This window comes from Sphingomonas sp. Marseille-Q8236 (assembly GCF_965112005.1).
The window spans coordinates 714,123-740,099 of the sequence record NZ_CBCOPO010000001.1 but is presented as its reverse complement, the minus strand read 5'-3'; the positions used below and the strand labels follow the sequence as shown (position 1 = coordinate 740,099).

At 65.6% G+C, this 25,977-nt stretch carries 19 protein-coding genes, 1 tRNA gene and 1 other annotated feature; of the genes, 12 read left to right on the top strand and 8 right to left on the bottom strand.

Annotation, left to right across the window (positions count from 1 at the left end; genetic code table 11):
- Positions 1–88: 88 nt before the first annotated feature.
- The 5 genes from ACWPWT_RS03395 (at position 89) to ACWPWT_RS03375 (ending at position 5,871) form a co-directional block, all read left to right on the top strand.
- Positions 89–2,281 carry a TonB-dependent receptor gene (locus ACWPWT_RS03395; RefSeq protein ID WP_454278575.1) on the top strand — a complete coding sequence of 731 codons (2,193 nt, stop codon included), beginning with the start codon at positions 89–91 and terminating at the stop codon, positions 2,279–2,281.
- The gene (locus ACWPWT_RS03390; protein WP_454278574.1) at positions 2,214–3,704 is read left to right on the top strand and encodes a PepSY domain-containing protein; all 1,491 of its coding nucleotides are present in this window, start codon (positions 2,214–2,216) and stop codon (positions 3,702–3,704) included. Before ACWPWT_RS03395 ends, ACWPWT_RS03390 begins: the two co-directional genes overlap by 68 nt.
- Positions 3,705–3,756: 52 nt before the next feature.
- Positions 3,757–4,428, top strand: a complete 672-nt coding sequence (locus ACWPWT_RS03385) for a glutathione S-transferase family protein (protein ID WP_261271235.1) — start codon at positions 3,757–3,759, stop codon at positions 4,426–4,428.
- The gene (locus ACWPWT_RS03380) at positions 4,415–4,777 is read left to right on the top strand and encodes a tRNA-binding protein (RefSeq protein WP_454278572.1); all 363 of its coding nucleotides are present in this window, start codon (positions 4,415–4,417) and stop codon (positions 4,775–4,777) included. The genes ACWPWT_RS03385 and ACWPWT_RS03380 overlap by 14 nt, the downstream gene beginning before the upstream one ends.
- Positions 4,778–4,938: 161 nt before the next feature.
- Positions 4,939–5,871 carry an alpha/beta hydrolase gene (locus tag ACWPWT_RS03375; protein ID WP_261271237.1) on the top strand — a complete coding sequence of 311 codons (933 nt, stop codon included), beginning with the start codon at positions 4,939–4,941 and terminating at the stop codon, positions 5,869–5,871.
- A 65-nt stretch (positions 5,872–5,936) separates the two neighbouring features.
- Here ACWPWT_RS03375 and pepN read toward each other — a convergent pair whose 3' ends face one another.
- Positions 5,937–8,540: an aminopeptidase N gene (gene pepN / locus ACWPWT_RS03370; RefSeq protein ID WP_454278570.1), complete on the bottom strand. Its 2,604-nt coding sequence runs from the start codon at positions 8,538–8,540 to the stop codon at positions 5,937–5,939.
- Positions 8,541–8,678: 138 nt separating this feature from the next.
- Here pepN and ACWPWT_RS03365 point away from each other — a divergent pair, with 138 nt between their 5' ends.
- Positions 8,679–10,388: a M28 family peptidase gene (locus tag ACWPWT_RS03365; protein ID WP_454278568.1), complete on the top strand. Its 1,710-nt coding sequence runs from the start codon at positions 8,679–8,681 to the stop codon at positions 10,386–10,388.
- A 137-nt stretch (positions 10,389–10,525) separates the two neighbouring features.
- Positions 10,526–11,365 (top strand): NAD(P)-dependent oxidoreductase, encoded by an 840-nt coding sequence (locus tag ACWPWT_RS03360; protein WP_454278567.1) that lies wholly within the window; start codon positions 10,526–10,528, stop codon positions 11,363–11,365.
- Here the strand turns inward: ACWPWT_RS03360 and ACWPWT_RS03355 are convergent.
- The 6 genes from ACWPWT_RS03355 to ACWPWT_RS03330 form a co-directional block, all read right to left on the bottom strand.
- The gene (locus ACWPWT_RS03355; protein WP_454278566.1) at positions 11,275–12,195 is read right to left on the bottom strand and encodes a DMT family transporter; all 921 of its coding nucleotides are present in this window, start codon (positions 12,193–12,195) and stop codon (positions 11,275–11,277) included. The genes ACWPWT_RS03360 and ACWPWT_RS03355 overlap by 91 nt on opposite strands.
- Positions 12,192–13,208 (bottom strand): threonine aldolase family protein, encoded by a 1,017-nt coding sequence (locus tag ACWPWT_RS03350; RefSeq protein ID WP_454278565.1) that lies wholly within the window; start codon positions 13,206–13,208, stop codon positions 12,192–12,194. Before ACWPWT_RS03350 ends, ACWPWT_RS03355 begins: the two co-directional genes overlap by 4 nt.
- Before the next feature lie 80 nt (positions 13,209–13,288).
- A complete protein-coding gene (locus ACWPWT_RS03345) occupies positions 13,289–14,770 on the bottom strand; it encodes a SulP family inorganic anion transporter (RefSeq protein WP_454278564.1) in 1,482 nt (493 codons plus the stop codon).
- Between the two features lie 68 nt (positions 14,771–14,838).
- Positions 14,839–14,894, bottom strand: a sequence feature (sul1 is cis-regulatory element that is thought to sense ions involved in sulfur or methionine metabolism; They are found in Alphaproteobacteria).
- Between the two features lie 381 nt (positions 14,895–15,275).
- Positions 15,276–17,381, bottom strand: coding sequence for a transglycosylase domain-containing protein (locus tag ACWPWT_RS03340; protein ID WP_454278562.1), 2,106 nt, complete (start codon positions 17,379–17,381; stop codon positions 15,276–15,278).
- Between the two features lie 73 nt (positions 17,382–17,454).
- Positions 17,455–18,747 (bottom strand): dicarboxylate/amino acid:cation symporter, encoded by a 1,293-nt coding sequence (locus tag ACWPWT_RS03335; protein ID WP_454278560.1) that lies wholly within the window; start codon positions 18,745–18,747, stop codon positions 17,455–17,457.
- Between the two features lie 102 nt (positions 18,748–18,849).
- Positions 18,850–18,924 (bottom strand) — tRNA-Thr (locus tag ACWPWT_RS03330).
- Between the two features lie 84 nt (positions 18,925–19,008).
- Here ACWPWT_RS03330 and ACWPWT_RS03325 point away from each other — a divergent pair.
- Positions 19,009–19,152, top strand: coding sequence for a hypothetical protein (locus tag ACWPWT_RS03325; RefSeq protein ID WP_454278558.1), 144 nt, complete (start codon positions 19,009–19,011; stop codon positions 19,150–19,152).
- Here ACWPWT_RS03325 and ACWPWT_RS03320 read toward each other — a convergent pair.
- Positions 19,149–19,604 (bottom strand): DUF3429 domain-containing protein, encoded by a 456-nt coding sequence (locus ACWPWT_RS03320; protein ID WP_454278557.1) that lies wholly within the window; start codon positions 19,602–19,604, stop codon positions 19,149–19,151. The genes ACWPWT_RS03325 and ACWPWT_RS03320 overlap by 4 nt on opposite strands.
- A gap of 454 nt (positions 19,605–20,058) precedes the next feature.
- Here ACWPWT_RS03320 and ACWPWT_RS03315 point away from each other — a divergent pair, with 454 nt between their 5' ends.
- The 4 genes from ACWPWT_RS03315 (at position 20,059) to ACWPWT_RS03300 (ending at position 25,468) form a co-directional block, all read left to right on the top strand.
- Positions 20,059–21,834: a hypothetical protein gene (locus ACWPWT_RS03315; protein WP_454278555.1), complete on the top strand. Its 1,776-nt coding sequence runs from the start codon at positions 20,059–20,061 to the stop codon at positions 21,832–21,834.
- Positions 21,831–22,349 (top strand): TadE/TadG family type IV pilus assembly protein, encoded by a 519-nt coding sequence (locus tag ACWPWT_RS03310; protein WP_454278554.1) that lies wholly within the window; start codon positions 21,831–21,833, stop codon positions 22,347–22,349. The genes ACWPWT_RS03315 and ACWPWT_RS03310 overlap by 4 nt, the downstream gene beginning before the upstream one ends.
- Positions 22,346–22,759: a TadE/TadG family type IV pilus assembly protein gene (locus tag ACWPWT_RS03305; protein ID WP_454278553.1), complete on the top strand. Its 414-nt coding sequence runs from the start codon at positions 22,346–22,348 to the stop codon at positions 22,757–22,759. Before ACWPWT_RS03310 ends, ACWPWT_RS03305 begins: the two co-directional genes overlap by 4 nt.
- 504 nt (positions 22,760–23,263) lie before the next feature.
- The gene (locus ACWPWT_RS03300; protein WP_454278551.1) at positions 23,264–25,468 is read left to right on the top strand and encodes a TonB-dependent siderophore receptor; all 2,205 of its coding nucleotides are present in this window, start codon (positions 23,264–23,266) and stop codon (positions 25,466–25,468) included.
- Positions 25,469–25,977 lie beyond the last annotated feature (509 nt).

The following is a 25,977-nucleotide window of genomic DNA, read 5'->3' as shown; positions in this document are numbered from 1 at the left end:
ATAGCGTCCGGTACGCATGGCATCCGGCCGTTCGGAAACGCAACGGAAGGCCTCGGCTTGTTCGCGACAGGACGCTATGGACTATAGAATGATATATCGTAACGGATTCGCATGGGCGCAATGGAGCCTGTGGAGTGGTGCCGCGCTTCTGCTCGGGGCCGGGGAAGCCAGCGCGCAACGGGCAGAGAGGCCGGGGGCCGAGGGGCAGGGGGCGGATGCCACCGTCTTGGTCGTCGGCACGCGCGAGAAACAGGCGTTGGACACACCCAATGCCACGGCCAGCCGGCTGGGCCTGACCCCGCTGGAAACGCCCGCGAGCATCGTGTCGCTGGACGGCGAGACGATCCGCGCGCGGGGCGACCTGTCGATCGTCGAGGCGGAGGCGCGCGCACCGGGCATCGCCAGCGTCGCCAATCCCGGCAATGGCGGCACCGCGCTGTCGGCCCGGGGCTTTTCGGGCCAGGGATCGGTGCTGCAACTGATCGATGGGGTGCGGCTGTTCCCGGCGGCGGGGACGATCACCTTTCCGACCGATCCCTGGATGGTCGAGCGGATCGATATACTCAGCGGCCCCGCGTCGGTCCTGTACGGGCAGGGCGCGCTGGGCGGCGCGGTCAATGTCGTGATGCGGGGGCCGACCGCCCGAACCCATGGCCAGGCCGAGATCGGATATGGCGCGCAGGACAGTTTTCGCGCAAGCGCCGGGATTGGCGGGCCGCTGGGCGATAGCTTGGGCTACCGCGTCGATGCCAGCTATCGCCGATCGGACGGCTATGTCGATCGGGGGCATTCGGACGGCGTCGCGCTGTCGGGGACGTTGAAATGGACGCCATCGCCGGTCTTCGCGGTGACGGTGCGCGGCGATCATGGCGACCAGCGGCCGATCGGCTATTTCGGCACGCCGCTGATCGACGGGAAACTCGATCTGCGGATACGCGACCGCAACTATAATGTCGGTGACAGTCGGATGCGGTTTCGCGATGACCGTGCCTCGGTCCGGATCGACTGGACGCCGAGTGCGAATGTCAGCCTGTCCAACATCGCCTATTATCTGACCAGCGATCGATTCTGGCGCAACCTGGAGGAATATTGCTGGGTCTCCGCAAACGGCCGGTGCGCGGACGGTTCGACGGGCATGCCGGGCACGATCCGGCGGAGCAGCAATTACGGCATTCGCCACGACCAGACCCAATGGGGCGATCAGGCGAGTGTGACGTGGCGCGCCGGGCTGGCCCCCGGCATCGCCAATGCGCTGGTGATCGGCGGGGAGGCCAATCTGGTCCGCTTCACCCATGAGAATGACTTCGGGTCGGACGGGCAGGTCGACGCGGTCGATCCCTTTGCCTTCGATCCGGGCCGTTTCCTGGATACGCAGGGGATCGCGCCCCGTTACCGGACCCGCACGGCGGCGCTGGCAATATTTGCCGAGGATCGGGTGACGCTGGGCCGCCACTGGTCGGTGGTCGGCGGCTTCCGCTACGAGGAAAATCAGGTGAGGCGCTGGGCAATCGCCTATCCGGGGGGCGTGCGGACCGACAGCTTCGCCTTCGAAAAGACCTTCCGCAACGCCACCTGGCGGGCGGGCGTCGTCTATCAGCCCATGCCGACCCTGTCGCTCTACGGCCAATATGCCACGGGCGTCGATCCGCTGGGCACGCTGACCACCGTGTCGACGGGGCAGGTGGCGTTCAGCAATGCGCGCGGCAACCAGATCGAGGCCGGAGCCAAATGGCTGTTCCTGAACGGGCGCGGCACCGCGGCGCTGGCGGCCTATCGCATCGTGAAGACCGGACTGCTGGCGCAGCGCACTCTGTCGAGCCCGGTCGAACAGGTCGGGCAGCGATCCGCGCAAGGCGTGGAGGCGGCGGTGACGCTCGACCTGCCGCAGGGGTTCGGGATCGATGCCAATGGCACGCTGCTGGACGCGCGGTTCGACGATTTCCGTTCGGGCGGGACCGACTATGGCGGGCGGACGCCGCCCAATGTGCCCGAGGCGCTTGCCAATCTCTGGCTGCGCTGGGACGCCACGACGCGGGTCCAGGCCCGCGGTGGCCTGCGCTATGTCGGGCGGCGCTTCTCGGACAATGGCAATGCCTTTCGCATTCCCGGCTATGCGACGGTGGATGCCACCCTGTCCTATGCGCTGACTCCGCAAATGGCGGTCGATGTCCGAGTCTACAACCTGTTCGACAAGGCCTATGCGATCACCGCCTATGGCGACCAGCAATGGATATTGGGGCGTCCGCGCTCGCTGGACATCGGCCTTCGTGCCGCGTTCTGATCGATCCTGGGGAAGGGCGGCCGTGCGGCTGGCCTTCCTCACCCATCGCTGGGCGGGGATCGTCGCCTGCCTGTTCTTCGCGATGTGGTTCGCAAGCGGGCTGGTGATGATCTACGTGCCCTATCCCGCGCTGCCCCCGGCGGATGCCTGGGCGGGGGCGGAGCCGATCGACTGGAGCCGGGTCGTCCATCCGCCCGCCGGGACCGAAGCCCGGCGGATCACGCTGGAGATGCGCGACGGCGCGCCGGTCTGGCGGATCGAGGACGGGGAGGGCGACACCCGCATCCTGTCGGCGGCGACGGGCATCGCCCCCGGTGCGGTCGATGCCCCGCTGGCCGCCCGCGTGGCGGCTCGCTTCGGACGGGCATCGGTCGAGCATGTCGAGCGGGTTACCCGCGACCAATGGACCGTCGCGGGTGGATTCGACCGGCATCGGCCCTTGTGGAAGGCGACGTTGGCCGATGTCGCCGGGACCCAGATCTATATCTCCGACCTGACCGGCCAGCCGGTGCAGCGAACGACCCGGGGGCAGCGCTTCTGGAACTGGCTGGGATCGGTACCGCACTGGATCTACCCGACGGTGCTGCGCCGGGACAATCAGGCATGGCGGCAGGTCGTCATGTGGCTGTCCGGCCCGTGCATCGCAGTGGCGCTGACCGGAATGTGGATCGGCATCTTGCGGATGCGGATCGGGCGGCGGCGTTATCGCGGCGGGCGGGTGACGCCCTATCATGGCTGGATGGTCTGGCATCATGTCAGCGGCCTGCTGGGGGGCGTGATGCTGACGACCTGGATCGTCAGCGGATGGTTGTCGGTCGATCCGTGGCATGGCTTTGCCGGAGGCGTCGCACCCGAGGCAGCGATGCGCGCCTATGCGGGACAGGCGGGCTCACCCCGAGCGCTGGGCCGGTTGCGGCAGATCGCCCAAGGTGCGCGAAGCGTCGAATGGAGCGGCGATGCCGGGCTCCGCCGGATCGCGATCGATCGTGCCTCCCCGCATCCACGCTGGCTGGAACAGGCAAGCCTAGCACCGGCGCGTCCTGCCGATCCGGTCGGGGCGGCGGCGCTGTTGGTCCCGGCCGGGCATGTCGTGCGGACCGAGACCCTGATCGAACCCGATTTCTACTGGACCGATGCCGCGCGTCTGCCGCTGATCCGGCTGCGCTTCGACGATGCCGCGCGGACCTGGCTCTATGTCGACCCGATGAGCGGTGCGCTGGTCCGGCGACAGGATCGGATGCGGCGGGCCTATCGCTGGATCTATTCCTTTCTCCACACCTGGGACTGGCCCTGGCTGACCGCGCGACGCCCGGTCTGGGACCTGTGGATGTGGCTATGGTCGATCGCCGGACTGGTGCTGTCGATCAGCGGCGTGGTGCTCGGCTGGCGGCGGTTGCGCCGCCCCGTCGCGCGAAGGCGTTAAAACATCATTGCCGGGGTTGGCGCGAGGGGGGCACGCCGCTTAGATGGGCGGCATGTGGCAACTCTTTCAATTCCCGCTCTGTCCCTTTTCGCGCAAGGTCCGGCTGCTGCTCGGGGAAAAGGGCGTCGGATATGAGTTGGTCCGGGAGTCGCCGTGGCAGCGTCGCGACGAGTTCCTCGACATGAACCCCGCCGGCCAGACCCCGGTGATGGTCGATGAAGAGCGCGGCGTCCTGCTGGTCGACTCGATGGCGATCTCCGAATATTTCGAGGAGACGGTCGAAAAGTCGGCGATGATCAACGGCACCGCGGTCAACCGCGCCGAGATCCGGCGGCTGGTGACGTGGTTCGACACGCATTTCTATCAGGACGTGACCGGCCCCTTGCTCCACGAGCGCATGGTCAAGCGGGTCGCACGCGTCGGCAGCCCCGATGCCAAGGGCCTGCGCGAGGCGATGAAGGCGGCGGTCGGGCATCTCGACTACACCGATTATCTGCTCGATCATCGCAACTGGCTGGGCGGTGCGACGATGAGCCTCGCCGATCTGGCGGCGGCGGCGCAGATTTCGGTCGCCGATTATCTGGGCGGCATCGACTGGAAGGGACACGAACAGACCGCGCGCTGGTATCGCGGGCTGAAGAGCCGTCCCTCCTTCCGCCCGCTTCTGTCCGAGCGGATGGAGATGGTCGCGCCGCCATCGCATTATGACAATGTCGACTTCTGACGCCGCGCCCGCCGGGCGGATCGGCATCGAGGATTTCCTGGCAATCGACATCCGCGTCGGCACCGTCATCGCCGCCGAGCCCTTCCCGGAGGCGCGCAAGCCCGCGATCAAGCTGACCATCGATTTCGGGGCGGTGATCGGCGTCAAGCGGTCCTCGGCACAGATCACCCGGCATTATACCCCCGAGACACTGGTGGGGCGGCAGGTGGCGGCGGTGGTCAACTTCCCGCCGCGCCAGATCGGGCCGATGATGTCCGAGGTTCTGACCCTGGGTTTCCCCGATGCGGAGGGGCAGGTGGTGCTGATCGCGCCGGACCTGGCCGTGCCCAATGGCGGGCGGTTGTTCTAGGAGATTCGCTTGGCCTTCGGCTTTGCTCCGTTCAACCTGAGCGAAGTCGAAGGCTATATGTCAGCCTCTGTTAGCCTTAACATTTCCCTTGCGCCTTGTGCCCCGACGCGTACCATCCCGCCTCGACCGTAGGGCATAACCCACGGAGAATAGGAGGGGTTATGAAATCCAATCGCTTGGCCCGCCATGCGCTGGCCGCCTTGCTAACGCTCTCGGTGGCGGCACCCGCCATCGCGCAGAGCGACAAGATGGCGCCGATCGCCATTCCTGCGCAGCCCAATGCCATTCCGCTGAACACCGGTCCGCTGCCCGGTGCGAAGAACAAGGAAAGCTGGCACAGCCAGTATGACAGCGTCTTCGCCCGCAACGTGACGCAGGCGACGCTGACCCCCTTCCTCCCCGATCCCGCCAAGGCGACCGGCACCGCCGTGATCGTCGCGCCCGGCGGCGGCTTTCGTACCCTGTCGATGCAGAATGAGGGCTGGGACGTGGCCAAGGCCTTGGCCGATCGCGGGATCGCGGCCTTCGTCCTCAAATACCGGTTGAACCAGACGCCCGCCGACATGGGCGAGTTCGAAAAGTCGATGACGGCGATGTTCTCCGCCGTGGCGCGTCCCACCACGCGCCCCAGCCCGGAGGAGGCGCTGAAGGGGCTGGCACCCCAGATCGCCGACTCGCGCGCCGCCTTCGCATTGGTCCGCCAGCGGGCGGGCGAGTGGAAGGTCGATCCCAACCGGATCGGCATGGTTGGCTTCTCGGCGGGTGCGATGCTGACCGTCGCGACCGTGCTCGACGGACAGGCCAAGCCCGCCTTTATCGGCGACATTTATGGCCCGCTCCAGCCGATGACGGTTCCTGCCGACGCGCCACCAATGTTCGCCGCGATCGCCGCCGACGATCCGCTGTTCGCGGGCAAGGGCTTCGGCCTGATCGATGGCTGGATGGCGGCGAAGAAGCCGGTCGAGTTCCACCTCTATGGCCAGGGCGGTCATGGCTTCGGCATGTATCCGAAGAAGACCACCAGCACCGGCTGGTTCGACGCCTTCTACCGCTGGATGGTGATGGAAGGATTCCAAACGCCCAAGGCGAACTGATCCTTCCGTGTAAGTTCAGGGTGACCACTCTGTAGGTGGTCACCCCCTTCCCGCGCCGGGGAGGATCATTCGATGCTCTTCGACGCCTGCTCGAACAGGTCCTTGGACAGGCCCGGCGTGCCGACGATCCGGATCAACTCCGCACACATCAACTGCGAGCGCTTGGTGTCGAACCGCCGCCAGCGACCGAGCGGCGGCAACAGCTTGGCCGCCGTCTGCGGGTTCAACCGGTCGAGCGCGATCAACTGATCCGCCAGGAAGCGATAACCAGAGCCATCGGCGGCATTGAGCGCACGCTGGTTCATCCCGAATGCGCCGATCAGCGCGCGGGCCCGGTTGGGATTGGCGAGGGTGAAGTCGGGATGCTCGGCCAGCTTCGTGACCATCGCCCCGGTGTCGCTGCGCGAGGATAAGGCCTGGGTCTGGAACCATTTGTCGAGAACCAGCGGATTGTCGGCATAGCGGTCGTGAAAGCGCGCCAGCGCCACCTCCCGCTCGGGTGCGTCGGAATTGACCAGCGTGGTCAGCGCCGCCTGACGGTCGGTCATATTGTCCGCCGCCTCGAACTGCGCAAAGGCGAGCGCCGCCGCATCGGGCGCGCCGCTGGCCGCGATATAACCCAGCGCGACGTTGCGCAGGCGTCGCCGACCCTTGGCATCGGGCGAATAGGCATAGGGGCCCTGCGCCATTTCGGCATAGAGCCGCCGCCACACCGGCTCCAGCGCATGGCCCAGCCGCTGGCGCAGTTCCTCGCGCGCGGCGTGGATCGCGTCGGGATCGACCGTCACCAGCTGATCGCCGATGAAATTCTCCGAGGGCAGCAATACGGCTTCGGCTAGGAAGGCGGGCTCCAGCCCTTCCGATTCCAGTGTGCGCGCGACCGCGTCGATCACCGCATCGGCCTGGACCGTGCCGTCGATCGTGCCCGCGACCAGCGTGTCGAGCATCAACTGCTGCATCGCCTCGTACCGGGCGAAGGGATCGTCGTCATGCGCCGACAGAAAGGCCAGATCCGCCGCCGTCCGGTCGCTTTCGATCACCACCGGCGCGGAAAAGCCGCGATTGATCGACAGGACGGGGCGCTCGGTGATGGCCTCGAACACGATCGTCTCGGCCACCTGATCGAGCAGGATCAGCTGCTCGTCGGTCAGCGGGCGTCCCGTCTCCGCGCCGAACAGCCGGACCTTGAGCGGCAGCAGCATCGGCTGCTTCACATTCTGTCCCGGTGTGGCGGGGACGTGCTGCGCCAGTCGCAATTCGGCGCGGCCGCCACCGGCTTCATGGTGCAAGCCCGCCGACACGCGCGGCGTGCCCGCCTGGCTGTACCAGAGGCGGAACTGGGTCAGGTCGACGCCGCCCGCTTCCTCCATACAGGCGACGAAATCCTCGCAGGTGGCGGCGGTGCCGTCGAAGCGGCTGAAATACAGGTCGGTGGCGGCGCGAAACTTCGTCGGGCCCAGGATCGTCGCCATCATGCGGATCAGCTCGGCACCCTTGTTATAGATGGTCGCCGTGTAGAAATTGCTGATCTCGATATAGCTTTCCGGGCGAACCGGATGCGCGAGCGGGCCGGAATCCTCGGGGAACTGGCTGGCGCGCAGCCCGCGCACATCCTCGATCCGCTTGACCGCGGCCGATCCCTGATCGGCGGAGAAACTCTGGTCGCGGTAGACGGTGAAGCCTTCCTTGAGGCTCAACTGGAACCAGTCGCGGCAGGTGATCCGGTTGCCCGACCAGTTGTGGAAATATTCATGCGCGACGACGGCGGCGATCGCGTCATAGTCGTAATCGGTCGCGGTGTCGGGATCGGCCAGGATGTAGCGGCTGTTGAAGATATTCAGCCCCTTATTTTCCATCGCGCCGAAGTTGAAATCGTCGACCGCGACGATGTTGAACACGTCCAGGTCATATTCGCGGCCATAGACGCGCTCGTCCCACGCCATGGACAGCTTCAGGGCGTGGAGCGCATGATCGGTCTTCGCCAGATCGGCGGCGCGCACCCAGATGCCGAGCTGTACCTCGCGCCCGCTCATCGTGGTGAAGGTCGCGGCGTTGACCGCCAGATCGCCCGCCACCAGCGCGAAGAGATAGGAGGGCTTGGGGAAGGGATCGTGCCACTCCGCCCAATGGGTGCCGTCGTCATTCTCGCCCTTTGCCACCGGATCGCCATTGGCGAGCAGCACCGGATAGCGCCCCCGGTCGGCGGTCATCCGCACCCGGTAGACGCTCAGGACATCGGGCCGGTCGGGAAAGAAGGTGATGCGGCGAAACCCCTCCGCCTCGCACTGGGTGCACAGATTGCCGCCCGAGGCATAGAGGCCCATCAACTGCGTGTTGCTTTCGGGAGCGATCGTCACCTCGGTCTCGACGACATGCGCGTCGCCGGACAGCGGCACGACCAGTTGCTCGCCGTCGATCCGCCAGTCGTCGACCACCACGCCATCGACCATGACCGACAACGGCGTCTGGCCCGCACCGTCGAGGCGCAGCGGCTCGTCATGTGCCCCGCCCCGCTCGACCGTCAGCGCGGCGCGGACCCGCGTCTCGGCGGGGTCGAGCCGGAAGTCGAGCGCGACCTGCGGCACCGCCCAGGCCGGCGGCGTATAATCCTCTCGCCGGATAGCGGCGGGGGTTATATTGGGCTGGGCGGCGCTGCGCTGAATGTCCATGGCCGGAATATAGCCCTGGTGGGCCCGTCCGACCACCTGCGCGGCGGGAAAAACCGGAATTCAGTCTCACGGGCGGGGTTGATCGCGGGAGGGGGCGTGATACGCCTATGCCACACCCTCTCCCCCGAAAGGTCCTGCATGTCGCGTTCGACGGCTCTGCTGCCGCTGTTTCTCCTGTCCACCGCCGCCTTCGCGCATGACCATGATCACCTGGCTCATCAGGCCGCCGGCGCTGCGCCCGCACAGGCGGCCAGCCCACGCAGCCCGGCCGAGCGCAATGCCATCGTCACCGCCGCGCTTCCCGAGGATCAGGCCGCGATGAAGGCGCATGTGATGTTCCTCGCCTCCGACGCGATGGCGGGCCGGGAGGCCGGAACGCGCGATTACGACATCGCCGCACAATATGTCGCCGCGCAATTCTATGCCGCGGGCCTTCGCCCCGGCGGCGATGACGGCGGCTATCTGCAGAAGGTGCCGCTGGTCGCCTATAATGTCGCCGACCAGGGCAGCGCGATGTGGATCCCGGCGGGCGGCCAGGCGCGGGAATTGGTGTTCGGGGAGGATTTCGTGCCCTCGCCCGTGCCCGATGCCAAGGAAACCAGCCTGTCCGCGCCGGTCGTCTTCGTCGGCTATGGCATCGACGCGCCGCAATATGGCCTGAGCGATTACAAGGGCGTCGATGTGCGCGGCAAGATCGTCGCCTTCGTCCCCGGCACGCCCGAGGGGTTCGGCGGCGAGGAGCGCGCCTTTTTCGGATCGGCGGGGAACAAGGCGTCGCTTGCCGCCGCGCGTGGCGCGGTCGGCGCGGTCCAGATCGACATGCCGCGCGCGGGTGGGCGACAGCGGCCCTTCGCCGCGCTCGCCCGCTATTACAATGCGCCGCGCGTGACCTGGGCGAATCCGGACGGCACCGCCCATGCGATGACGCCTTCGACGCCGGTGCTCGGCACCCTGTCGCAGGCCGGGGCGGCCAAGCTGTTCGGCCAGGGATGGGGTGCCGTAGTCAAGGCCGCCGCGAACCCCAAGCCCGCCTATAAGCCGTTGATGCCCAAGGGCCAGTTGACGGTCGCCTCGAAGACCAGCTTCAAGCCGATGGACAGCGGCAACGTCATTGGCCTGATCCCCGGCAGCGATCCCAGGCTGAAGGACGAGGTGGTCGTGCTGTCGGCGCATCTCGACCATATCGGCACCAATGAAGGCGGCGATGGCGACCGGATCAACAATGGCGCGCTCGACAACGCCATCGGCATCGCCAGCCTGATCGAGGAGGCCAAGCGGTTCAAGACCGCCGCCACCCCGCCCAAGCGGACCGTGATGTTCCTGGCGGTGACGGCGGAGGAAAAGGGGCTGGTCGGCTCGGACTATTTCGCCAACCATCCGACCGTGCCGCTCAAGTCGATCGTCGCCGACGTCAATCTCGACATGCCGATCCTGACCTATAAGTTCGAGGATATGGTGGTGTTCGGCGCCGACCGATCGACGCTGGGCCCGATCGTGCGCAAGGCGGTGGGGGCGATGGGCCTGCCCGTCTCGCCCGATCCGATGCCGGAGGAGGGGATTTTCGTCCGCTCCGACCATTTCCGCTTCGTGCAGAAGGGCATCCCCTCGGTCTTCCTGTGGCCGGGCCAGAAGGGGCCGGGCAAGGCGGCGGTCGAGGATTTCATGAGCCACCGCTATCACCGCCCCGGCGACGAGGTGGACCAGGGCATCGACTGGAGCCAGGGGCCGCGCTTCGTCAGCGTGAACTATGCCATCGCCCGCGAAATCGCCGATGCGCCCGAGCGGCCGGTGTGGAACAAGGGCGATTATTTCGGCACGCTCTATAAGGGGCTGATGGCGGCGAAGTGATGCGTGCCACCGCAGCCAAGCCGCCCCCCATCCGTTCAGCCGGAGCAAAGTCGAAGGCCAAGGCTAAGGGATGACCTTGGCCAGGTGGCCCGTCCGGGGCATGCACTTCGACTTCGATCAGTGCGAACGGAGGTAGGGTGAGCAAGCTATTCGTCTTCGGCATGGGCTATGCTGCCGGTCATCTGGCGGCTTTGCTGGAAGGGCGCGGCTGGTCCGTTTCGGGCACCACCCGCGACGGGCGCGGCGGCACGCTCCGCTTCGACGACCGGGAACGCGTCGAGGCGCAGATCGCCGCCGCCACGCATATCCTGTCCTCCGTCCCACCCGAGGGCGAGCATGATCCGGTGCTGGTCGCTTACGGCGCGCACCTCGTGAAATCGGACGCCTGGATCGGCTATCTGTCCTCGACCGGCGTGTATGGCGACACCGGCGGCGCGTGGGTGGACGAAACCGCGCCGATCGGCTCGGGCCGCCGCGCGGCGCGGGCGGTGGCGGATGCGGACTGGCAGGCGCTGGGCGCGCGGGTGTTTCGCCTGCCCGGCATCTATGGTCCCGGCCGCTCGCCGATCGACCGGGTTCGCGGCGGTCGGGCACACCGTGTCGGGCTGGCGGGGCAGGTGTTCAGCCGGGTGCATATCGCCGATATCGTATCGGGCGTGATCGCCGGGTTCGATGGCCCGGCGGGCGCCTATAACCTGGCCGACGATTTCCCCTGCGACCAGGATGCCGTCGTCTCCTATGCCGCCACGCTTGCAGGGATGCCGCCGCCGCCGCTGGTCCCACTTGAGAGCCTGTCGGCGGCGGCGCGGGGTTTCTATGCCGAGAACCGGCGGGTGGCCAACGGCAAGGCGAAGCGGGTGCTGAACTGGCGCCCGCTCTATCCCGATTACCGGTTGGGCCTGCGGGCCTTGAGCGCGATGACCAGCCCCAGCGCGGTCACGCCCGCACCCGCGCCCGCCAGCAACGACCAGCGATAGCCCTCGAACACCGTCGACAGGCTCATCGCGATCACCGGCACGATGACGCTGGAATAGGCCGCCTTGGCCGGGCCGATCGCGCGCAGCACCCGGTAATAGAGCGGAAAGGCCAGGGCCGAGGCGAACAGGCCGAGATATAGGATGCCGGCGACATAGCCGACCCGCATCTCGAACACCGGCGGGCCGTTCAGGCTATAGGCGATGATCGCGTCCAGCGCCGCGCCCGTCAGCATCGCGACGCTCAAGGTCGCGTGCATCGGGAAGCGCTTGGCGGTCTTGGTCGCCTGCATGACGTTGGCGGTGGAGGCGGACAGGATCGCGATGATGGTCAGCGCGATGCCGGTCAGCGCGCGCGTGGGACCGGCGGGATCGACCCGCGCCTCATGCACGAACAACAGGGCCGCGCCGGCCATCGCGATCCCCGATCCGATCAGCAATTGCCGCCCCATACGCTGGCCCAGAAACAGCCGCGCGAAACCGGCATTGGGGATCAGCAGCATCGCGAACACCACCGCGACCAGCCCGGAGGTGATGTACGCCTCCGCCCGGTAGACGAAGTTGAAGTTCAGCACGAACTGGAACAGCCCGATCCCGGCGGCGAACAGCCAGCCGGTGGTATCCAGGCGGAAACTCTCCCGCCGTGCCAGGGCAAAGGCCCCCATGGCGAGCCCGCCGATCAGGAAGCGATAGCTGACCGACCAGGTTGCGGGGACGACGGTGATCTGGTCGCGGATGACCAGCCAGGTCGATCCCCAGATGAGCGTGACGATCGCAAAGGGGATCAGGATCGCGGCGCGGGTCGAACGTGGGGCGGTGTCGAACTCGCTCATGTCGAAACCGTGCCCAGGGCGGCGATCGCATCGGCCAGCCGCGCGACCTGATGGCCGTCGCTGTCCCAGGCGGTGACGAGGCGAATTTCCCCCTCCGCCCAGTCGTAGAAGTCGAATCCCTGGGCGCGGAGGCTTGCGGCTTCCTCGGGGGTGGCGCGCAGGAAGAGCTCGTTCGCCTCGACCGGGTGGACCAGCCGGTCGCCGCCCGCGCCCGCCAGCCGCTCGGCACAGGCATTGGCGAGTGCGCCATTGGCGATCCACAGGTCATCCTCGACCATCGCCAGCACCTGCGCCGCCAGATAGCGGCCCTTGGACATCAACAACCCCGCACGCTTGCGGCGGCGGCGGGTGACGTCGGCCAGGCCGGGCTTGAAGAAGACCAGCGCCTCCGCGCTCATCGCGCCATTCTTGACGAAGCCGAAGGACAAGGCCTCGACCCCCGCCTGCCAGGTCAGCGCGGCGGGCGTGCAACCCAGCCGCGCGACGGCATTGGCGAAGCGCGCGCCGTCCATGTGGAAGCCGAGGCTCCGTTCCTTCGCCAACGCGCCGATCGCGGCGACCTCGTCGGGGTTGTAGACGCGGCCATATTCGGTGGCGTTGGTGATCGAGATGGCGTGTGGCTGGACCCGGTGCACGTCGTTGGCGATGGCGTCGATCACCGTCCGGATCGTATCGGGGGTCATCTTCGCCCCCTCGCCATCGGCCAGCATCAGCTTGGCACCATGGGTGTAGAATTCGGGCGCGCCGCCCTCGTCATTCTGGATATGCGAGTCGCGGTGGCAGACCACACCACCATGAGGCGGGCAGAGCGCGGCCAGCGCCAGGCAGTTGGCGGCGGTCCCGGTGGGCACCCACAGCACTTCCACCTCGGTCCCGAACAGCTCGGACAGCCGCTCGTCCAGCGCCCGGGACCAGCGATCGCCGTCATAGGCGGTGTCCATCTGGTCCGCCGCGGCGATGGCCTTCATCACCTTGGGGTGGATACGGGCGGCGTTGTCCGAGAAGAAGCGCATGACCCAGCCGTTTGGGGGAGGCGGCGGATCACGTCAACACCACCTCCCTATTCGATGGGATCGGCGGTTCGCCGTCCCGATCAGTGCGGCGCCATGCCCAGTTCCACCCCGGTCTTGTCGTGCAGGGCGAAGCGGTCGATCAGATCGGCGCTCGCCTGGTTATAGCCGATCACTTCGACCAGCGAGCCGTCGCGGCGCAACCGCGCCACGATCTTGTCGAGCGCGCCGACACCCGAAATGTCCCAGAAATGCGCTGCGGATACGTCGATCAGCACCGGCCGCCCCTGTTCGGGAAGGAAGGCGCGGGTGAAGCGGTCGACAGAGGCGAAGAATATCTGCCCCGTCACCCGGTAGCGTATCGCCGCATTCTCCTCGGTCCGCTCGACCGCGAACAGGCGGCGGACCTTGCCTGCGAAGAAGATGCCCGACAGCAGCACCCCCGCCAGCACCCCCTGCGCCAGGTCGCGGGTCGCGACCACGACCGCAACCGTCACCAGCATGACGACCGACGATGTCGGTGGATGGCGGCGCAGATTGGCGATCGAGTTCCAGCTGAACGTCCCGATCGACACCATGATCATGACGGCGACCAGCGCGGGCATCGGGATGCGCCCGACGATCGGCCCCAGCCCGGCGAGCAGGATCAACAGCACCACGCCGGCCGTCAGGGTCGACAGCCGCTTGCGCCCCCCTGAACTGACATTGATGACCGACTGGCCGATCATCGCGCAACCGCCCATGCCCCCGACCAGCGCGGCGGCGATATTGGCGCCGCCCTGTCCCATGCATTCGCGGCGTTTGTCGCTGTCGGTGTCGGTCATGTCGTCGACGATCTGCGCGGTCAGCAACGATTCGAGCAGGCCGACCGCGGCCATGGTCAGCGAATAGGGCAGGATAATCCGCAACGTCTCGAAGGTCAGCGGCACGTTGGGGAGGGCGAGGCTGGGCAAGCCTTCGGGCAGGCGGCCCATGTCGCCGACCGTCCGGACGGGCATGCCCATGGCGATGCTGATCCCGGCCAGCACCAGGATCGCGACCAGCGGCGAGGGGACCGCCTTGGTCACGCGCGGCAAGAGGTAGATGATGGCGAGTCCGCCCGCGACCATCGCATAGCTGTGCCAGGTCACGCCGGTCAGTTGCGGCAGCTGCGCCATGAAGATCAGGATGGCGAGTGCGTTGACGAAGCCGGTGATGACCGAGCGCGAGACGAACTGCATCATCAGGTCGAGGCGCAATATCCCTGCGACGATCTGGATCAGCCCCATCAGGATGGTCGCGGCGAACAGATAGTCGACGCCGTGGTCGCGGACCAGCGGCGTGACCACGACCGCGACGGCGGCGGTCGCGGCGGAGATCATCGCGGGCCGCCCGCCAAGGAAGGAGATGACGATCGCGATCGCGACCGAGGCATAGAGCCCGACGCGCGGATCGACGCCGGAGATGATCGAAAAGCCGATCGCCTCGGGAATCAGGGCCAGCGCTACGACGAGCCCGGCGAGCACGTCGCGACGCGCTTCGCCCAGGCTGGCGAACCATTGGGTTCGATAGGTTTGAGCAGTCATGAAAATACCAGAATATCGCGCATGACGCTCGCTCTCTCGGAACGGGAGCGGGGCAGGGCCATGCATTCTGTTGTCCGGCGGATCGGCGGCCGGAATAGCCACCCGGAATTGCACCGGGTCCTTGCGAATGGCCGCGCGTTTAACGGCGAAGGGGGGGACAGGGCAAGCCCTTACGTCTCATGGTTTTGGTTCGCAGAGGCGCGGAGGACGCAAAGAGCATGATAGTGATCTGCTCTCAATTCCTCCCCTGCAAGGGGAGGGGGACCATCCGTAGGATGGTGGAGGGGTGTCACCAGGCGTGAGCGTGGTCTCACCTAACGAGTGGGTACACCCCTCCGTCAGGCCTTCGGCCTGCCACCTCCCCTTGCAAGGGGAGGAATGTCGATTGTTTCTCTGCGCCTCCGCACCTCTGCGCGAACCAAATTTCTTCGCGCCATCGCGTCTTTGCATGAGCTATGAGTGGATGCGCGAAGCCGCGATGACATCCCCCGCCCGGAAGCGTGCGTTATTCCTCTTCGTCGCGCTCGTCGGGCGGGCGGCGATCCTCGGGCGGCGGGCCTGCGCGGTCGGGGCGACGGCGGCCGGGGCCGACGGTGATCGATCCGTCGTCGCCCATCCGCATATCCAGGCCCATGCCCTGGATGATGTCGCCGACGGGATCGCTTTCCTCCGGCATGACTTCCTCGTCCATGCCATTGGTGATGGCGTCGGGATCGACCTGTTCCTCGACCACCGGTGCCGCAACCGGCGGGATGTCGAGCGCGGACTGCATGAACGCGCGCCAGATACGCGCGGGCACGCCGCCGCCCGACAGGCCGGGATTGGGCTTGTTGTCGTCATTGCCAACCCATACGCCCACCACCAGATCGCGCGCGAAACCCATGAACAGCGCGTCGCGCGAGTCCTGCGTCGTGCCGGTCTTGCCATAGGCATCGACGGTCAGCAGCGCCTGCCGCCCCGTCCCCGTCTTGATTGAGGAGGACAGCAGGTCGAGCATCCCGTCATGCACGGCGGAGGAAAAGCCCGTCTTGCGGTTGGTCAGCGACTGATACCAGCCCTTGTCGCGCACCTCGGTCAACCCATGGGGCGTGACCGGGTAACTTTCATTGGCGACTGCGGCATAGGCGGCGGTCAACTCCAGAAGGCTGACGGTTGAGGTGCCCAGGCCGATCGTCGCCTCGTTGGCTATCGGGGTGGTGATGCCCAGGTCGCGCGCCGCCTTGATCACCGACTTCACGCCCACCGCCTGGGTCAGCCGCGCGGCGGCGACGTTAGACGACCGGGCAAAGGCCTGGCGCAACGTGATCTTGCCCAGATAGCGCCCATCGCTGTTGCGCGGCTTCCACCCGGCGATGTCGATCGGCTCGTCCTCGATCGTCGAGTCCGGCGTCATGCCCGAACGCAGCGCGGCGAGGTAGACGAACAGCTTGAACGCCGAACCCGGCTGGCGCCGCGCCTGGGTGGCGCGATTGAACGGGCTCTTGGAATAATCCTTGCCGCCGACCATCGCGACGACACGTCCGTCGGGGCGCATCGCGACCAGCGCGACCTGTGCCTGGTTGAGCCCGGCGCTGCGCACCGTCCGCTCGGCAATCCGCTGGAGCCGCGGGTTGAGCGTCGTCTGGACCGTCGCCTCGGTCTTGATCTCACCCGCCTGGTCGCGGGCCTCGGGCAGCACCCAGTCGGCGAAATAGGTGCCGCTGGGCAGCGTCTCAGGCCGCGAGGCGAGCACACGCTGTGGCTGGACCGCGTCGGCTTCACGCTTGGTCAGGAAGCCCGCATCCTCCATCGCCGCGACGACGACCGCCTGCCGCGCCCGCGCGCCTTTCAGGTTGGTGGTGGGGGCAAGGCGGGAGGGCGCCTTGACTAGGCCCGCCAGCATCGCCGCCTGGCCGATGTTCAGCCTGTCCGGCGTGCGGCCGAAATAATGTTTCGAGGCGGCGGTAATGCCATACACATTGTCGCCGAAATAGACGTTGGACAGATAGCGCGACAGGATCTCGTCCTTGGTCAGCCACGCCTCCAGCCAGAAGGCGATCATCGCCTCGCGGATCTTGCGGCCCGCCGTGCGGTCGGAGTCCAGAAACGCGTTCTTCGCCAGCTGTTGGGTGATGGTCGATCCACCCTCGCGCACCCCGCCCGATCCGACATTGTGCCAGGCGGCGCGCAGGATGCCGCGCGGGTCGATGCCCCAGTGCGAATAGAAACGCCGGTCCTCGATCGCCATGAACGCCTCGCGCACATGGGCGGGCAGCTTGGCGGCATCGACCGGCGCCCCGATGATCGCCCCGCGCCGGGCGATCGGCGTGCCGTCATCGGCGGTCAGCGTGATCGAGGGCGGCGTCGGCGGCTGGAGCGATCGCGACAGCGGTGCGGTGATCGCCAGCCAGATGATCGCCAGCACCAGCAGGATGATGCCCGCGCCCGCGCCCCGCGCGATCCACCGGCCCCAGCGAATGGGGCGACGCCGCGGCTCCGGCCCGGCATCCTCCTCGTCGGGGCCGAAGGACCAGCTTTGGGTCTCCGCATCGTAAAGCGGATAATGGGCCCCCACCGGCTCATAGGGGCGGTCCAAAGGGGTACGATCGGGATTGAACGGGTCGGGGCGCATCACAGGGTTCCGGCGGTCGGCCACTCGCGTGTATTACTCCACCAGAACACCGCGCGCAAGCTCATGCCGATGTTTACCCTGTTTGCGGCACCTCGGGCAAGCGCTCGACCGAGGGCGTGTCCTCGATCAGGCCGGCACGGTGCGCGACGATGGTCGGGACCAGCGCCTGGCCTGCGACATTGATCGCGGTGCGCCCCATGTCGAGGATCGGATCGATCGCCAGCAACAGCCCGGCGCCCTCCAGTGGAAGGCCCAGCGTCGACAGGGTCAGCGTCAGCATGACGACCGCACCGGTCAGCCCGGCGGTCGCCGCCGAACCCAGCACCGAGACGAGCACGATCAGCACATAATCGCCGACATGCAGCGGCAGGCCATAATATTGGGCGACGAACAGCGCCGAGATGGCGGGATAGATGGCGGCGCACCCATCCATCTTGGTCGTCGCGGCAAAGGGCACCGCAAAGGCCGAATAGGCGCGCGGCACGCCCAGCCGCCGCTCCACCGCATCCTCGGTGACGGGCAGGGTGGCGATCGAGGAACGCGACACGAAGCCCAGTTGGATCGCAGGCCAGGCGGCGGCATAGAAGCGCTTGGGCGACAGGCCATTGGCGAGCAGCAGCAGCGGATAGACGACGAACAGGACAAGGCCGAGCCCGATATAGATGGCGAGCGCAAAGCTGCCGAGCGCGGACAGCGACTGCCAGCCATAACGCACGATCGCGTTGCCCAGAAGCGCGCCCGACCCGATCGGGGTGAGCCGAATCACCCAGGACAGGATTCGCCGGAAGATCGCGAGCGCCGAGGCGTTGAACGACAGGAAGCCCTCGCCCTTCTCGCCCACGCGCACCGCCGCCACGCCGATCGCGACCGCCATGACGATGATCTGAAGGATGTTGAACGACAGCCCGGTCTTCAGCGCCCCGTTGTCCCCCGCGCTGGTCGATGCGGAGAGGCCGAGTATGTTGGAGGGGATCAGCCCGCGCAGAAAGTCGAGCCAAGAGCCCGCCGTATCGGGCCGCACCGCGCTGCCCGGCGCGACGCCCGCATGCAATCCCGGTTGCAATACCGTGCCCAGCGCCAGGCCGATGGTCACCGCGATCAGGGCGGTGATCGCGAACCAGACAAAGGTGGCGGCGACCAGCCGCGCCGCATTGTTCAGATCGCGAAGCGCCGCGATCGACGCGACGATCGCGGTGAACACCAGCGGCACGACCAGCACCTTGAGCAACTGGACGAAGCTTTCGCCGATGATGCGCAACGCCTCCGCCAGCCCGGCGACGTTCTGGCTTCGCGCGACCAGCCCGAGCAACAGCCCGACGGCCATGCCGACAAACACCTGCGCCCCGAAGGAAAAACGGAATCTCATGCTGCCATAGCTAGCGAGCGGATGAAACGATCCCAACCAAGATTTGCAAGGGGGGAAGAAAGCTGGAGGATCGCCCCGACCCGTTTTGCGGGTCAGGGAGAATGGTGCTGCCGGTGAGGATTGAACTCACGACCTCAGCCTTACCAAGGATGCGCTCTACCACTGAGCTACGGCAGCACTCGCGTCTCGACGCGGGAAGCGCGCCTAGAGACGATCGGGCGGACATTGTCAAGCGCTTGTCGATGGGATTATGCGCAATTCATGGAAAAAGACGAACGCGCGGAACGGCTGGCGGCGTTGCTGCGGGAAAATCTGAAGCGCCGCAAGGCCCAGGCGCGCGGGCAGGACGAAAGCCGGGATGGCGAAGGAGAGGGGGCGGCTTCTCCGACCGGGCGCAACCCTTAACGCCAGGCGAGCGCGGCCAGGATCAGGCTCATCGCGCCCAGTCCGAAGGACAGGAGCAGCCGCAGGCGTCCCCAGCCCGGCATGTCCCGCACCACCGACCCGGTCCGGGTATCGCCCAACGGCGTCAGCAAGAGCGCCGCTCCCAGGATCAGCAGGGCGGCGGACACCGGCACGTCCGCAATGACCGTCGCCAGCAATGCCGCCCACCCGATCAGACTGGGCACCACGGCCACGCCGTAAGGCCAGAGGCGCACTTCGCTGCGCAACAGTGCCTCCATCCACCATAGTCCGCCCAAGAAGGACAGAATCAGTGCGGCATAAAGAGCGCCCGCCATCGCGACCGGCAGGATGAACCCGGCCTCGCTCGACGCCAGCGCAATGCACAAAAGACCAGGCAGCAGGCCCGCGACACCCCAATAGAGCGGCGCGCGCGGCAATGGGCGATGCGTCATCGATACCTCCAACGACGCTACGCAGCGAACGGGGATTGGTTCACACGGCGGCACGGAGACTTGCCGGGCTCCGTTGATGCGGATGGCAAATCCCGCCTGTCCCGACGCATCGAGCACCGTCCGCGTCACCCTTCGGGCATGTTACATCCTCAGTGAGGCGACGTTGACGTGCCCGGCCTTTTGGCCGGGCTCCGGCCGCTATCTCCGGAGTCGCAGATCCCCTCTGCCGGAGCCGCCCTAGCCTGATAAAATATCAACGATGTTGCGATGGCAGACCAAGCAATGGCAGGAATATCAAAATTCTTAAGCCAGTGTCGTAAGTTAAACGATTGATGTTGATTAGTATGCTTTTAACTGTAGCGGTACCATAATGCCGATGGAGAATCATGGAAAGTAACATAGATGATAAAATGGAGGGGATCATCTTGCCGTTATGAAAAATCTGGTTTCGTAAATGCTTGGAAGCCATAGCGGATCTGTAAGCGTCCTTGGTGCTCTGGCGCTCGTCAGTCTGATAGGTAGCGCTGCCCTCGCGGTCGAACTGGGCCAGGGCTATCGGGCGAAGATCGCCTATCCAGGTCCGGCGGATGCGGCCGCGCTCGCCGCCGCCAATGCGTATGTGCAAAATCCCCATGACGCGGTGCTGGTGACGACCGCCCAGGACATCGCCCGTGCCAATGGCATTGCCGTGCAAAAACTGGCGGTGCAGCACCTCAAAAACTACAGCGCGACCGTCAGCGACGCGGTGCAGGTGCGGATCACGATCTCGATCCCGCTGTATTTCGCGCGTGTCCTGACCAGCAACGCCAGCTACGGCGTCACGATAACCTCCATCGCATCGCTGCCGAGCCGGCAGACCGCGCCCTGCATCCTGGCCCTGGCCAATGCCGACGGCATTTCGCTGAGCGGAGGTACGTCCATCAGTGCTCCCGACTGCGCGGTCGTCTCGCAAAGCTCGGTTTCGATCGCGGGCGGCTCGACCATCGGCGCCAAGGCGGTCTCGTCCTCGGCCGATATCGGCCTCAACGGCGGCAGCACGATCAAGGCCGACACGATCACCTATGGATCGAGCATCCGAACCACGGGCGGCAGCAGCGTCACTGGCAAGCAGATCAGGGCCCCCAACGGCGTCTCCGATCCCCTGGCCGACAATGCGGCGCTGGCGGCGGCCTTCGCCAAATTGGGATCCTATACCGCACCGAAGACGGTCGCCGTTCCGGGCGGTGACGATCTGAGCCTGTCCTATTATCCGACCACCATGACCTTCCAGGGGAAGGTGGGCACGCTTTCCGACAGTGTGTGGACCTTCCCAGCGGGCGAATATCATATCGCCAATCTGAACACCGGCTCGCTGAAACTGCGGATTCTCGGGCCATCCGTCGTGACGGTCAGCAGCAGCGTGACCATCGGCGGGGGTGGTGGCCTGCTCCTGCCGGACGGTCCAGTCACCATCAATGCGCCGATCAGCCTGAGCGGCGGAGCGGTGATGGTGATCGGGGCAGGCCGCCATTATTTCGGTCAGATCACGATCGGCGGGGGATCGACCGCCACGGTCGGGGCGGGCGACATGGACGTCAATGGCGCCATACTCGTCGATGGCGGCGACAGTCGCTTCACCGTCGGGGCGGGGGATTATGCGATCGGCAGGGACGGTTCGGGCCGCTCCATCAATCTCTCGGGGGGAAGCGCCGCCCGCTTCTCTGACGGCGCGTTCAGCGTCAGCGGGGGGATCAAGACGGCGGGCGGCAGCAACATCGTCTTCGGTGCGACGGCCAACCACTTCATCAACGGCGATCTCGACCTGAACGGCAGTTCGACGTTCGGATCGGGAATCTACACGATCAATGGCGGCTTCACCAACAATACGGGAGGGACCATGTCGGGAAGCGACGTCTCCTTCATCCTGGCGGGTACGCTGGTGGCGTCGGGGGGCACGTCCATCAATCTCAGCGCGCCCTCAAGCACGTCGTCCCGCGGGATCGCGGATATCCTGTTCGCCACGCGATCCAGTGCGGTCACCTCGCTGGGAGGGGGGACGCAGGATGTCTATTCGGGCATCGTCTATGCCCCCAATTCGGATTTCCAGATGAAGGGCGGCGCGACGGTGGGGGGCGGTTGCTTCTCGCTCGTGGCCAGGACGGTGACTTTGTCGGGTGGGCCGGCGGCGGCGACCGCCTGTGGCAGCATGGGCGGCGGGGCCACCAACACCAGCGTGGGGCTCATCCGATGAGGCGGTTTTCCTTCGCATTCCTCTCTGCGGATCGCCGGGGAGTCGCGGCGATCGAGTTTGCGCTCTGGTCGCTTCTGATCTTCGGCGCGCTGGTCCCGGCGCTTGATTTCGGCCTGTACCTGCTGACGAACGCGAAGCTGAGCGGCGCGGTGGGGCAGGCGTCGATGCTGACCTATAACATGCGCAATGCCAGTAATCTGGATGTCGGCAAGATATCCTCCTATGTCACGGCGGCCAGCGGCCTTCCCGCCGATGGCGTCGTGGTGAGCGTCACATGCAATGGCGGGGCACAGGACTGTTCCGCGCCGGCAGCCAGCCGGGTCTGCGCCTGCGTGTCGGACGGCCCGCCCATCAGCTATCTGCCGACCTCTACCTGCGGTGCGCCATGCGCCAGCGGCGCCACCTCGGGCTTTTACGTCTCGGTCGGCGCGACGTCGCGATACCGTTCGGTCGTCAAGAATCCGTGGCTCGACGGATCGACCATGTCGAACGTCACGACCGTGAGACTGCAATGACGACGCGGGGCGATATTTCCCATGATCGTCGGGGCGCGAGCGCCGTGGAATTCGCGCTGATCGTGCCGGTGTTGTTGGCGTTCGTCTTCCTGTTGATCGAAGGGGCGCGGCTCGAATGGAGTCAGCAGGCACTTCAGCAGGTCGCCTCCGAGACGGCGCGATGTTACGCTCTTGGCGCCCCTGGGTGCGAAACCGCGCAGGCAACGCAGATATTCGCCGTGAAACTCGCGCGCGACCGGGGAATCTCGGTCGCCGAAAACGCCGTCGCGGTCGCGCGGAATCAACGCTGCCACGATGTCGACGGAATGAGCATGGTGACGATCCAGGTCCCGTCCGCGATCGAAACCTCGCTCCTGCCGCGTTCCCTGTCGACCTTGGAAGCCTCGTCCTGCTTCATCGCGCCGTCGTGAAGTCGGTTGGCGACGATTGTCGCGGGTGTTTATCCCGCCCCCTGGCCGTCGATAGGCCCGTTGCCATTATGATCCATCCTGCTTTTAGCCCGATCTGAGCGGACGTTTTCTGGTTCTTTGAGGTCCCAACTTTTGTCGTCCAGCGATGCCGGTCTGCAAAGGCCATATGGCGGCCGCTCAATAAGCGCGCCTTTCAAAAGATCAGTCAGGAACGACCGTTTCGTCCCAAACCTCGCCTATCGAAGGCTTGCCGGCGCAGATGAATGAACGGCGGGTTTAGGGGAGCGCAACGAGCCAGATGAATGCCAGGATGGTGCGCTTGCAGGACCAGCTGCCCCCGAGACGCCCTGCTCCGTCTCGACCTCCGTCTCGACTGGGAACCATCAGCGAGACGGCCGGGCGTTCTCGTTAGGATGGTAAAATAGAAATTTCGAGGCGGAGGCATACCAAAGTTGAACTCAAAAATTCCCCTTGCTAATGCGAACTGGTATCAAGGGGAATGAGATGGATTTTGGTGCGCATGCGCCGGTTATGTGGTGCCGGTTTATATTGGGCTCTCTGCTGGCGAGCGTTGCATTTCCTTCGATCGCGGTGGCACAGTCAGCGCAGTCCGTACCTGCAAAGCGCGGTGAGCAAGAAAGCCGTGCGGCCAGCGACGATCAGTCGAAGGAGCGCGACGATATTACCGTTATCGGGCGCTACACTACCAACGACCGTCTTGATTCTGCTACCGGGCTCGGCCTCACCATCCAGGAGACGCCACAGTCCGTGACGGTGGTGACGTCCCAACGGCTCGACGACCAACAGCTCCGCAGCCTGACCGATGTCGCCAACAATGCCGCCGGCATCTCAGCCAAGGCGTTCGACAGTTCGCGCAACGTCTTTGCGGCACGCGGTTTCGATATCGACAATTACCAGATCGACGGGATGCCGCTCCAGTACATGGCGGCTTACAGCGCCGGCGAGTCCGAACTGGACCTGTCCATTTACGATCGCATCGAGATCGTGCGAGGCGCCACCGGACTTTTGACCGGCGCCGGAAATCCGTCCGCCTCGATCAATCTCATTCGTAAGCACGCCACCAGCGACCATCTGACGGGATCGTTCATGGCATCGGCCGGGCGCTGGAACGATTACCTCGTGCAGGCCGATGTCAGCAGTCCGGTAACTCGCGACGGCAGCGTTCGCGTGCGCGGCGTTGCCCGGTTTCAGGATTCCGACTCCTACGTCGATCTGCTCGGCAACCGGAAGGTCGTGCTCTACGGAGTCGTGGACGCGGACCTTTCGCCATCGACACGGCTCAGTGCGGGCGCCAGCTACCAGGATAACAGCCCGCGCGCGACGCTGTGGGGCGGGCTCCCGACATGGTATGCGGACGGCAGCCGGACCGACTGGTCGCGGTCGAAGACCATCGGTGCCGACTGGACGCGTTGGGATTCGAAGCAACGTACTGCCTTCGTGAACCTCGAGCATGATTTCGGGCGCGACTGGACGCTCCGCCTCTATGGGAACTACAGCAAGAACAGCGGCGATATGCGGCTCCTCTACCTGTATGGCCAACCGGATCGCACCACCGGTCTTGGCCTCGTGCCGATCCCGGCAAGATATGACAGCCGATTGTCGCAACTGGACTTGACCGCCCGCTTGAACGGCACGTTCGAACTGTTCGGGCGCCGTCATAACGTGATCGCCGGCGCGAGCTACGCCAAGCAGAACCTGGATTTCTTTGGATACGATAGCAGTAACATAGCGGCGGCGGGCGACTTCAACGTATGGGACGGCTCCTATCCCGAGCCGATGTGGGGCGTACGCTCGCAAGTGGTCGATGTCAGCACCAAGCAGTGGGGCTATTTCGCGGCGACCCGCTTGTCGCTCGCCGACTCGCTCAAGGTCATTCTAGGCGCGCGCCTGGCCTCATGGGAGCGGAAGGGTGTTTCCTACGGTACGGTCGCCGACTACGGCAACCGGAACGAATTCATCCCCTATGGCGGCATCCTCTACGACTTGACGCCCAATCATACCGTCTATGTCAGTTACACTAAGATATTCCAGCCGCAGGATGCGCAGGACCGCAATGGCGGCTATCTTCCGGCGGTCACCGGGGTCAATTACGAAGCCGGCCTGAAGAGCAGCTTCTTCGGCGGACGGTTAAAGACCGCCTTGTCGGTATTCCGGGTGGAGCAGGACAATCTGGCGCAGATCGATCCCGGCTATCTGATACCCGGCACGATCAACCAAGCCTATTATGCTGCGAAAGGCGCGCGGAGCACCGGTTTTGAGGCCGAAGCCAATGGCGAGATCAAAACGGGCTGGGCTATCAGTGTAAACTATACCCAATTCAAGGTACGCGACCAAAACGATGAAAGGGTCAACAGCAACTATCCCGATCGCCTGTTGCGCCTTTTCACTACCTATGAGTTGCGAGATGGCAGCTTGAAGGGCCTCACGATCGGCGGGGGCGTCAATTGGGAGGGTTCGAGTTACACCGATACGACCAATCCCGTCACCGGCAATGCCGAGCGATTGAGGATCAACAGCTACGCACTCGTCAATCTCATGGCGCGGTATCCGGTGACGGACAAGTTGTCCGTGCAGGTCAATGCCGACAACATTTTTGACAAAAAATATTACTCGCAGATCGGCTTCTATAATCAATTGGCCTATGGCCGCCCGGCCGACGTGAAGGCCACGCTCCGCTACGCTTTCTAAGGGTGCCTCCGCTATCATGCCGCCGCGAGAAGCGGCATGATAGCCGTTTTCGAGGGTTGTGCGTAAGCCACTTTCATGCGGTCGGTGCCCATCAGGGCCTAAGCCAGCTTGAATAATGCCTGCTGTGTACGATGTGCCGCTACTAAAGTCGGCCGATATCGTGTTGGCTTCAACTGTGCCTGTCAAAGGCGCCCCAAACAGGACCCACGCGAGAACCCAGCCGAAAGGCTCTTCCGCCTTGGCTGCCGCCGCTTCCCTTGTGGATGTGCTATAAAAAGGATGGTGCCCCACAGAGGACAAAGCTGGGCACTCAGATTATTGGAAAATCTCGGTTTGGCGCGGCTGATAATGGGCCGTCTGCGGCCAGACAGCTTCTGATCGGCTGACCCGCGACAGCGGACATCAACGGCTTGCGTGGCAACGCTCAATTGGCGGATGGAATACGCGCCAGGGGCTAAAGAACGAGTTATTCAAGGGCGTCGAGGCGGACGCGGGGATGCTCGCCGCCC

Excerpts from the sequence above, each read along its gene's own strand:
- ACWPWT_RS03395 (WP_454278575.1), top strand. The coding sequence starts at position 89 with ATGATATATCGTAACGGATTCGCATGGGCGCAATGGAGCCTGTGGAGT.
- ACWPWT_RS03390 (WP_454278574.1), top strand. The coding sequence starts at position 2,214 with ATGGCGACCAGCAATGGATATTGGGGCGTCCGCGCTCGCTGGACATCG.
- ACWPWT_RS03385 (WP_261271235.1), top strand. The coding sequence starts at position 3,757 with ATGTGGCAACTCTTTCAATTCCCGCTCTGTCCCTTTTCGCGCAAGGTC.
- ACWPWT_RS03380 (WP_454278572.1), top strand. The coding sequence starts at position 4,415 with ATGTCGACTTCTGACGCCGCGCCCGCCGGGCGGATCGGCATCGAGGAT.
- ACWPWT_RS03375 (WP_261271237.1), top strand. The coding sequence starts at position 4,939 with ATGAAATCCAATCGCTTGGCCCGCCATGCGCTGGCCGCCTTGCTAACG.
- pepN (WP_454278570.1), bottom strand. The coding sequence starts at position 8,540 with ATGGACATTCAGCGCAGCGCCGCCCAGCCCAATATAACCCCCGCCGCT.
- ACWPWT_RS03365 (WP_454278568.1), top strand. The coding sequence starts at position 8,679 with ATGTCGCGTTCGACGGCTCTGCTGCCGCTGTTTCTCCTGTCCACCGCC.
- ACWPWT_RS03355 (WP_454278566.1), bottom strand. The coding sequence starts at position 12,195 with ATGAGCGAGTTCGACACCGCCCCACGTTCGACCCGCGCCGCGATCCTG.
- ACWPWT_RS03350 (WP_454278565.1), bottom strand. The coding sequence starts at position 13,208 with ATGCGCTTCTTCTCGGACAACGCCGCCCGTATCCACCCCAAGGTGATG.
- ACWPWT_RS03345 (WP_454278564.1), bottom strand. The coding sequence starts at position 14,770 with ATGACTGCTCAAACCTATCGAACCCAATGGTTCGCCAGCCTGGGCGAA.
- ACWPWT_RS03340 (WP_454278562.1), bottom strand. The coding sequence starts at position 17,381 with ATGCGCCCCGACCCGTTCAATCCCGATCGTACCCCTTTGGACCGCCCC.
- ACWPWT_RS03335 (WP_454278560.1), bottom strand. The coding sequence starts at position 18,747 with ATGAGATTCCGTTTTTCCTTCGGGGCGCAGGTGTTTGTCGGCATGGCC.
- ACWPWT_RS03325 (WP_454278558.1), top strand. The coding sequence starts at position 19,009 with ATGGAAAAAGACGAACGCGCGGAACGGCTGGCGGCGTTGCTGCGGGAA.
- ACWPWT_RS03320 (WP_454278557.1), bottom strand. The coding sequence starts at position 19,604 with ATGACGCATCGCCCATTGCCGCGCGCGCCGCTCTATTGGGGTGTCGCG.
- ACWPWT_RS03315 (WP_454278555.1), top strand. The coding sequence starts at position 20,059 with ATGCTTGGAAGCCATAGCGGATCTGTAAGCGTCCTTGGTGCTCTGGCG.
- ACWPWT_RS03310 (WP_454278554.1), top strand. The coding sequence starts at position 21,831 with ATGAGGCGGTTTTCCTTCGCATTCCTCTCTGCGGATCGCCGGGGAGTC.
- ACWPWT_RS03305 (WP_454278553.1), top strand. The coding sequence starts at position 22,346 with ATGACGACGCGGGGCGATATTTCCCATGATCGTCGGGGCGCGAGCGCC.
- ACWPWT_RS03300 (WP_454278551.1), top strand. The coding sequence starts at position 23,264 with ATGGATTTTGGTGCGCATGCGCCGGTTATGTGGTGCCGGTTTATATTG.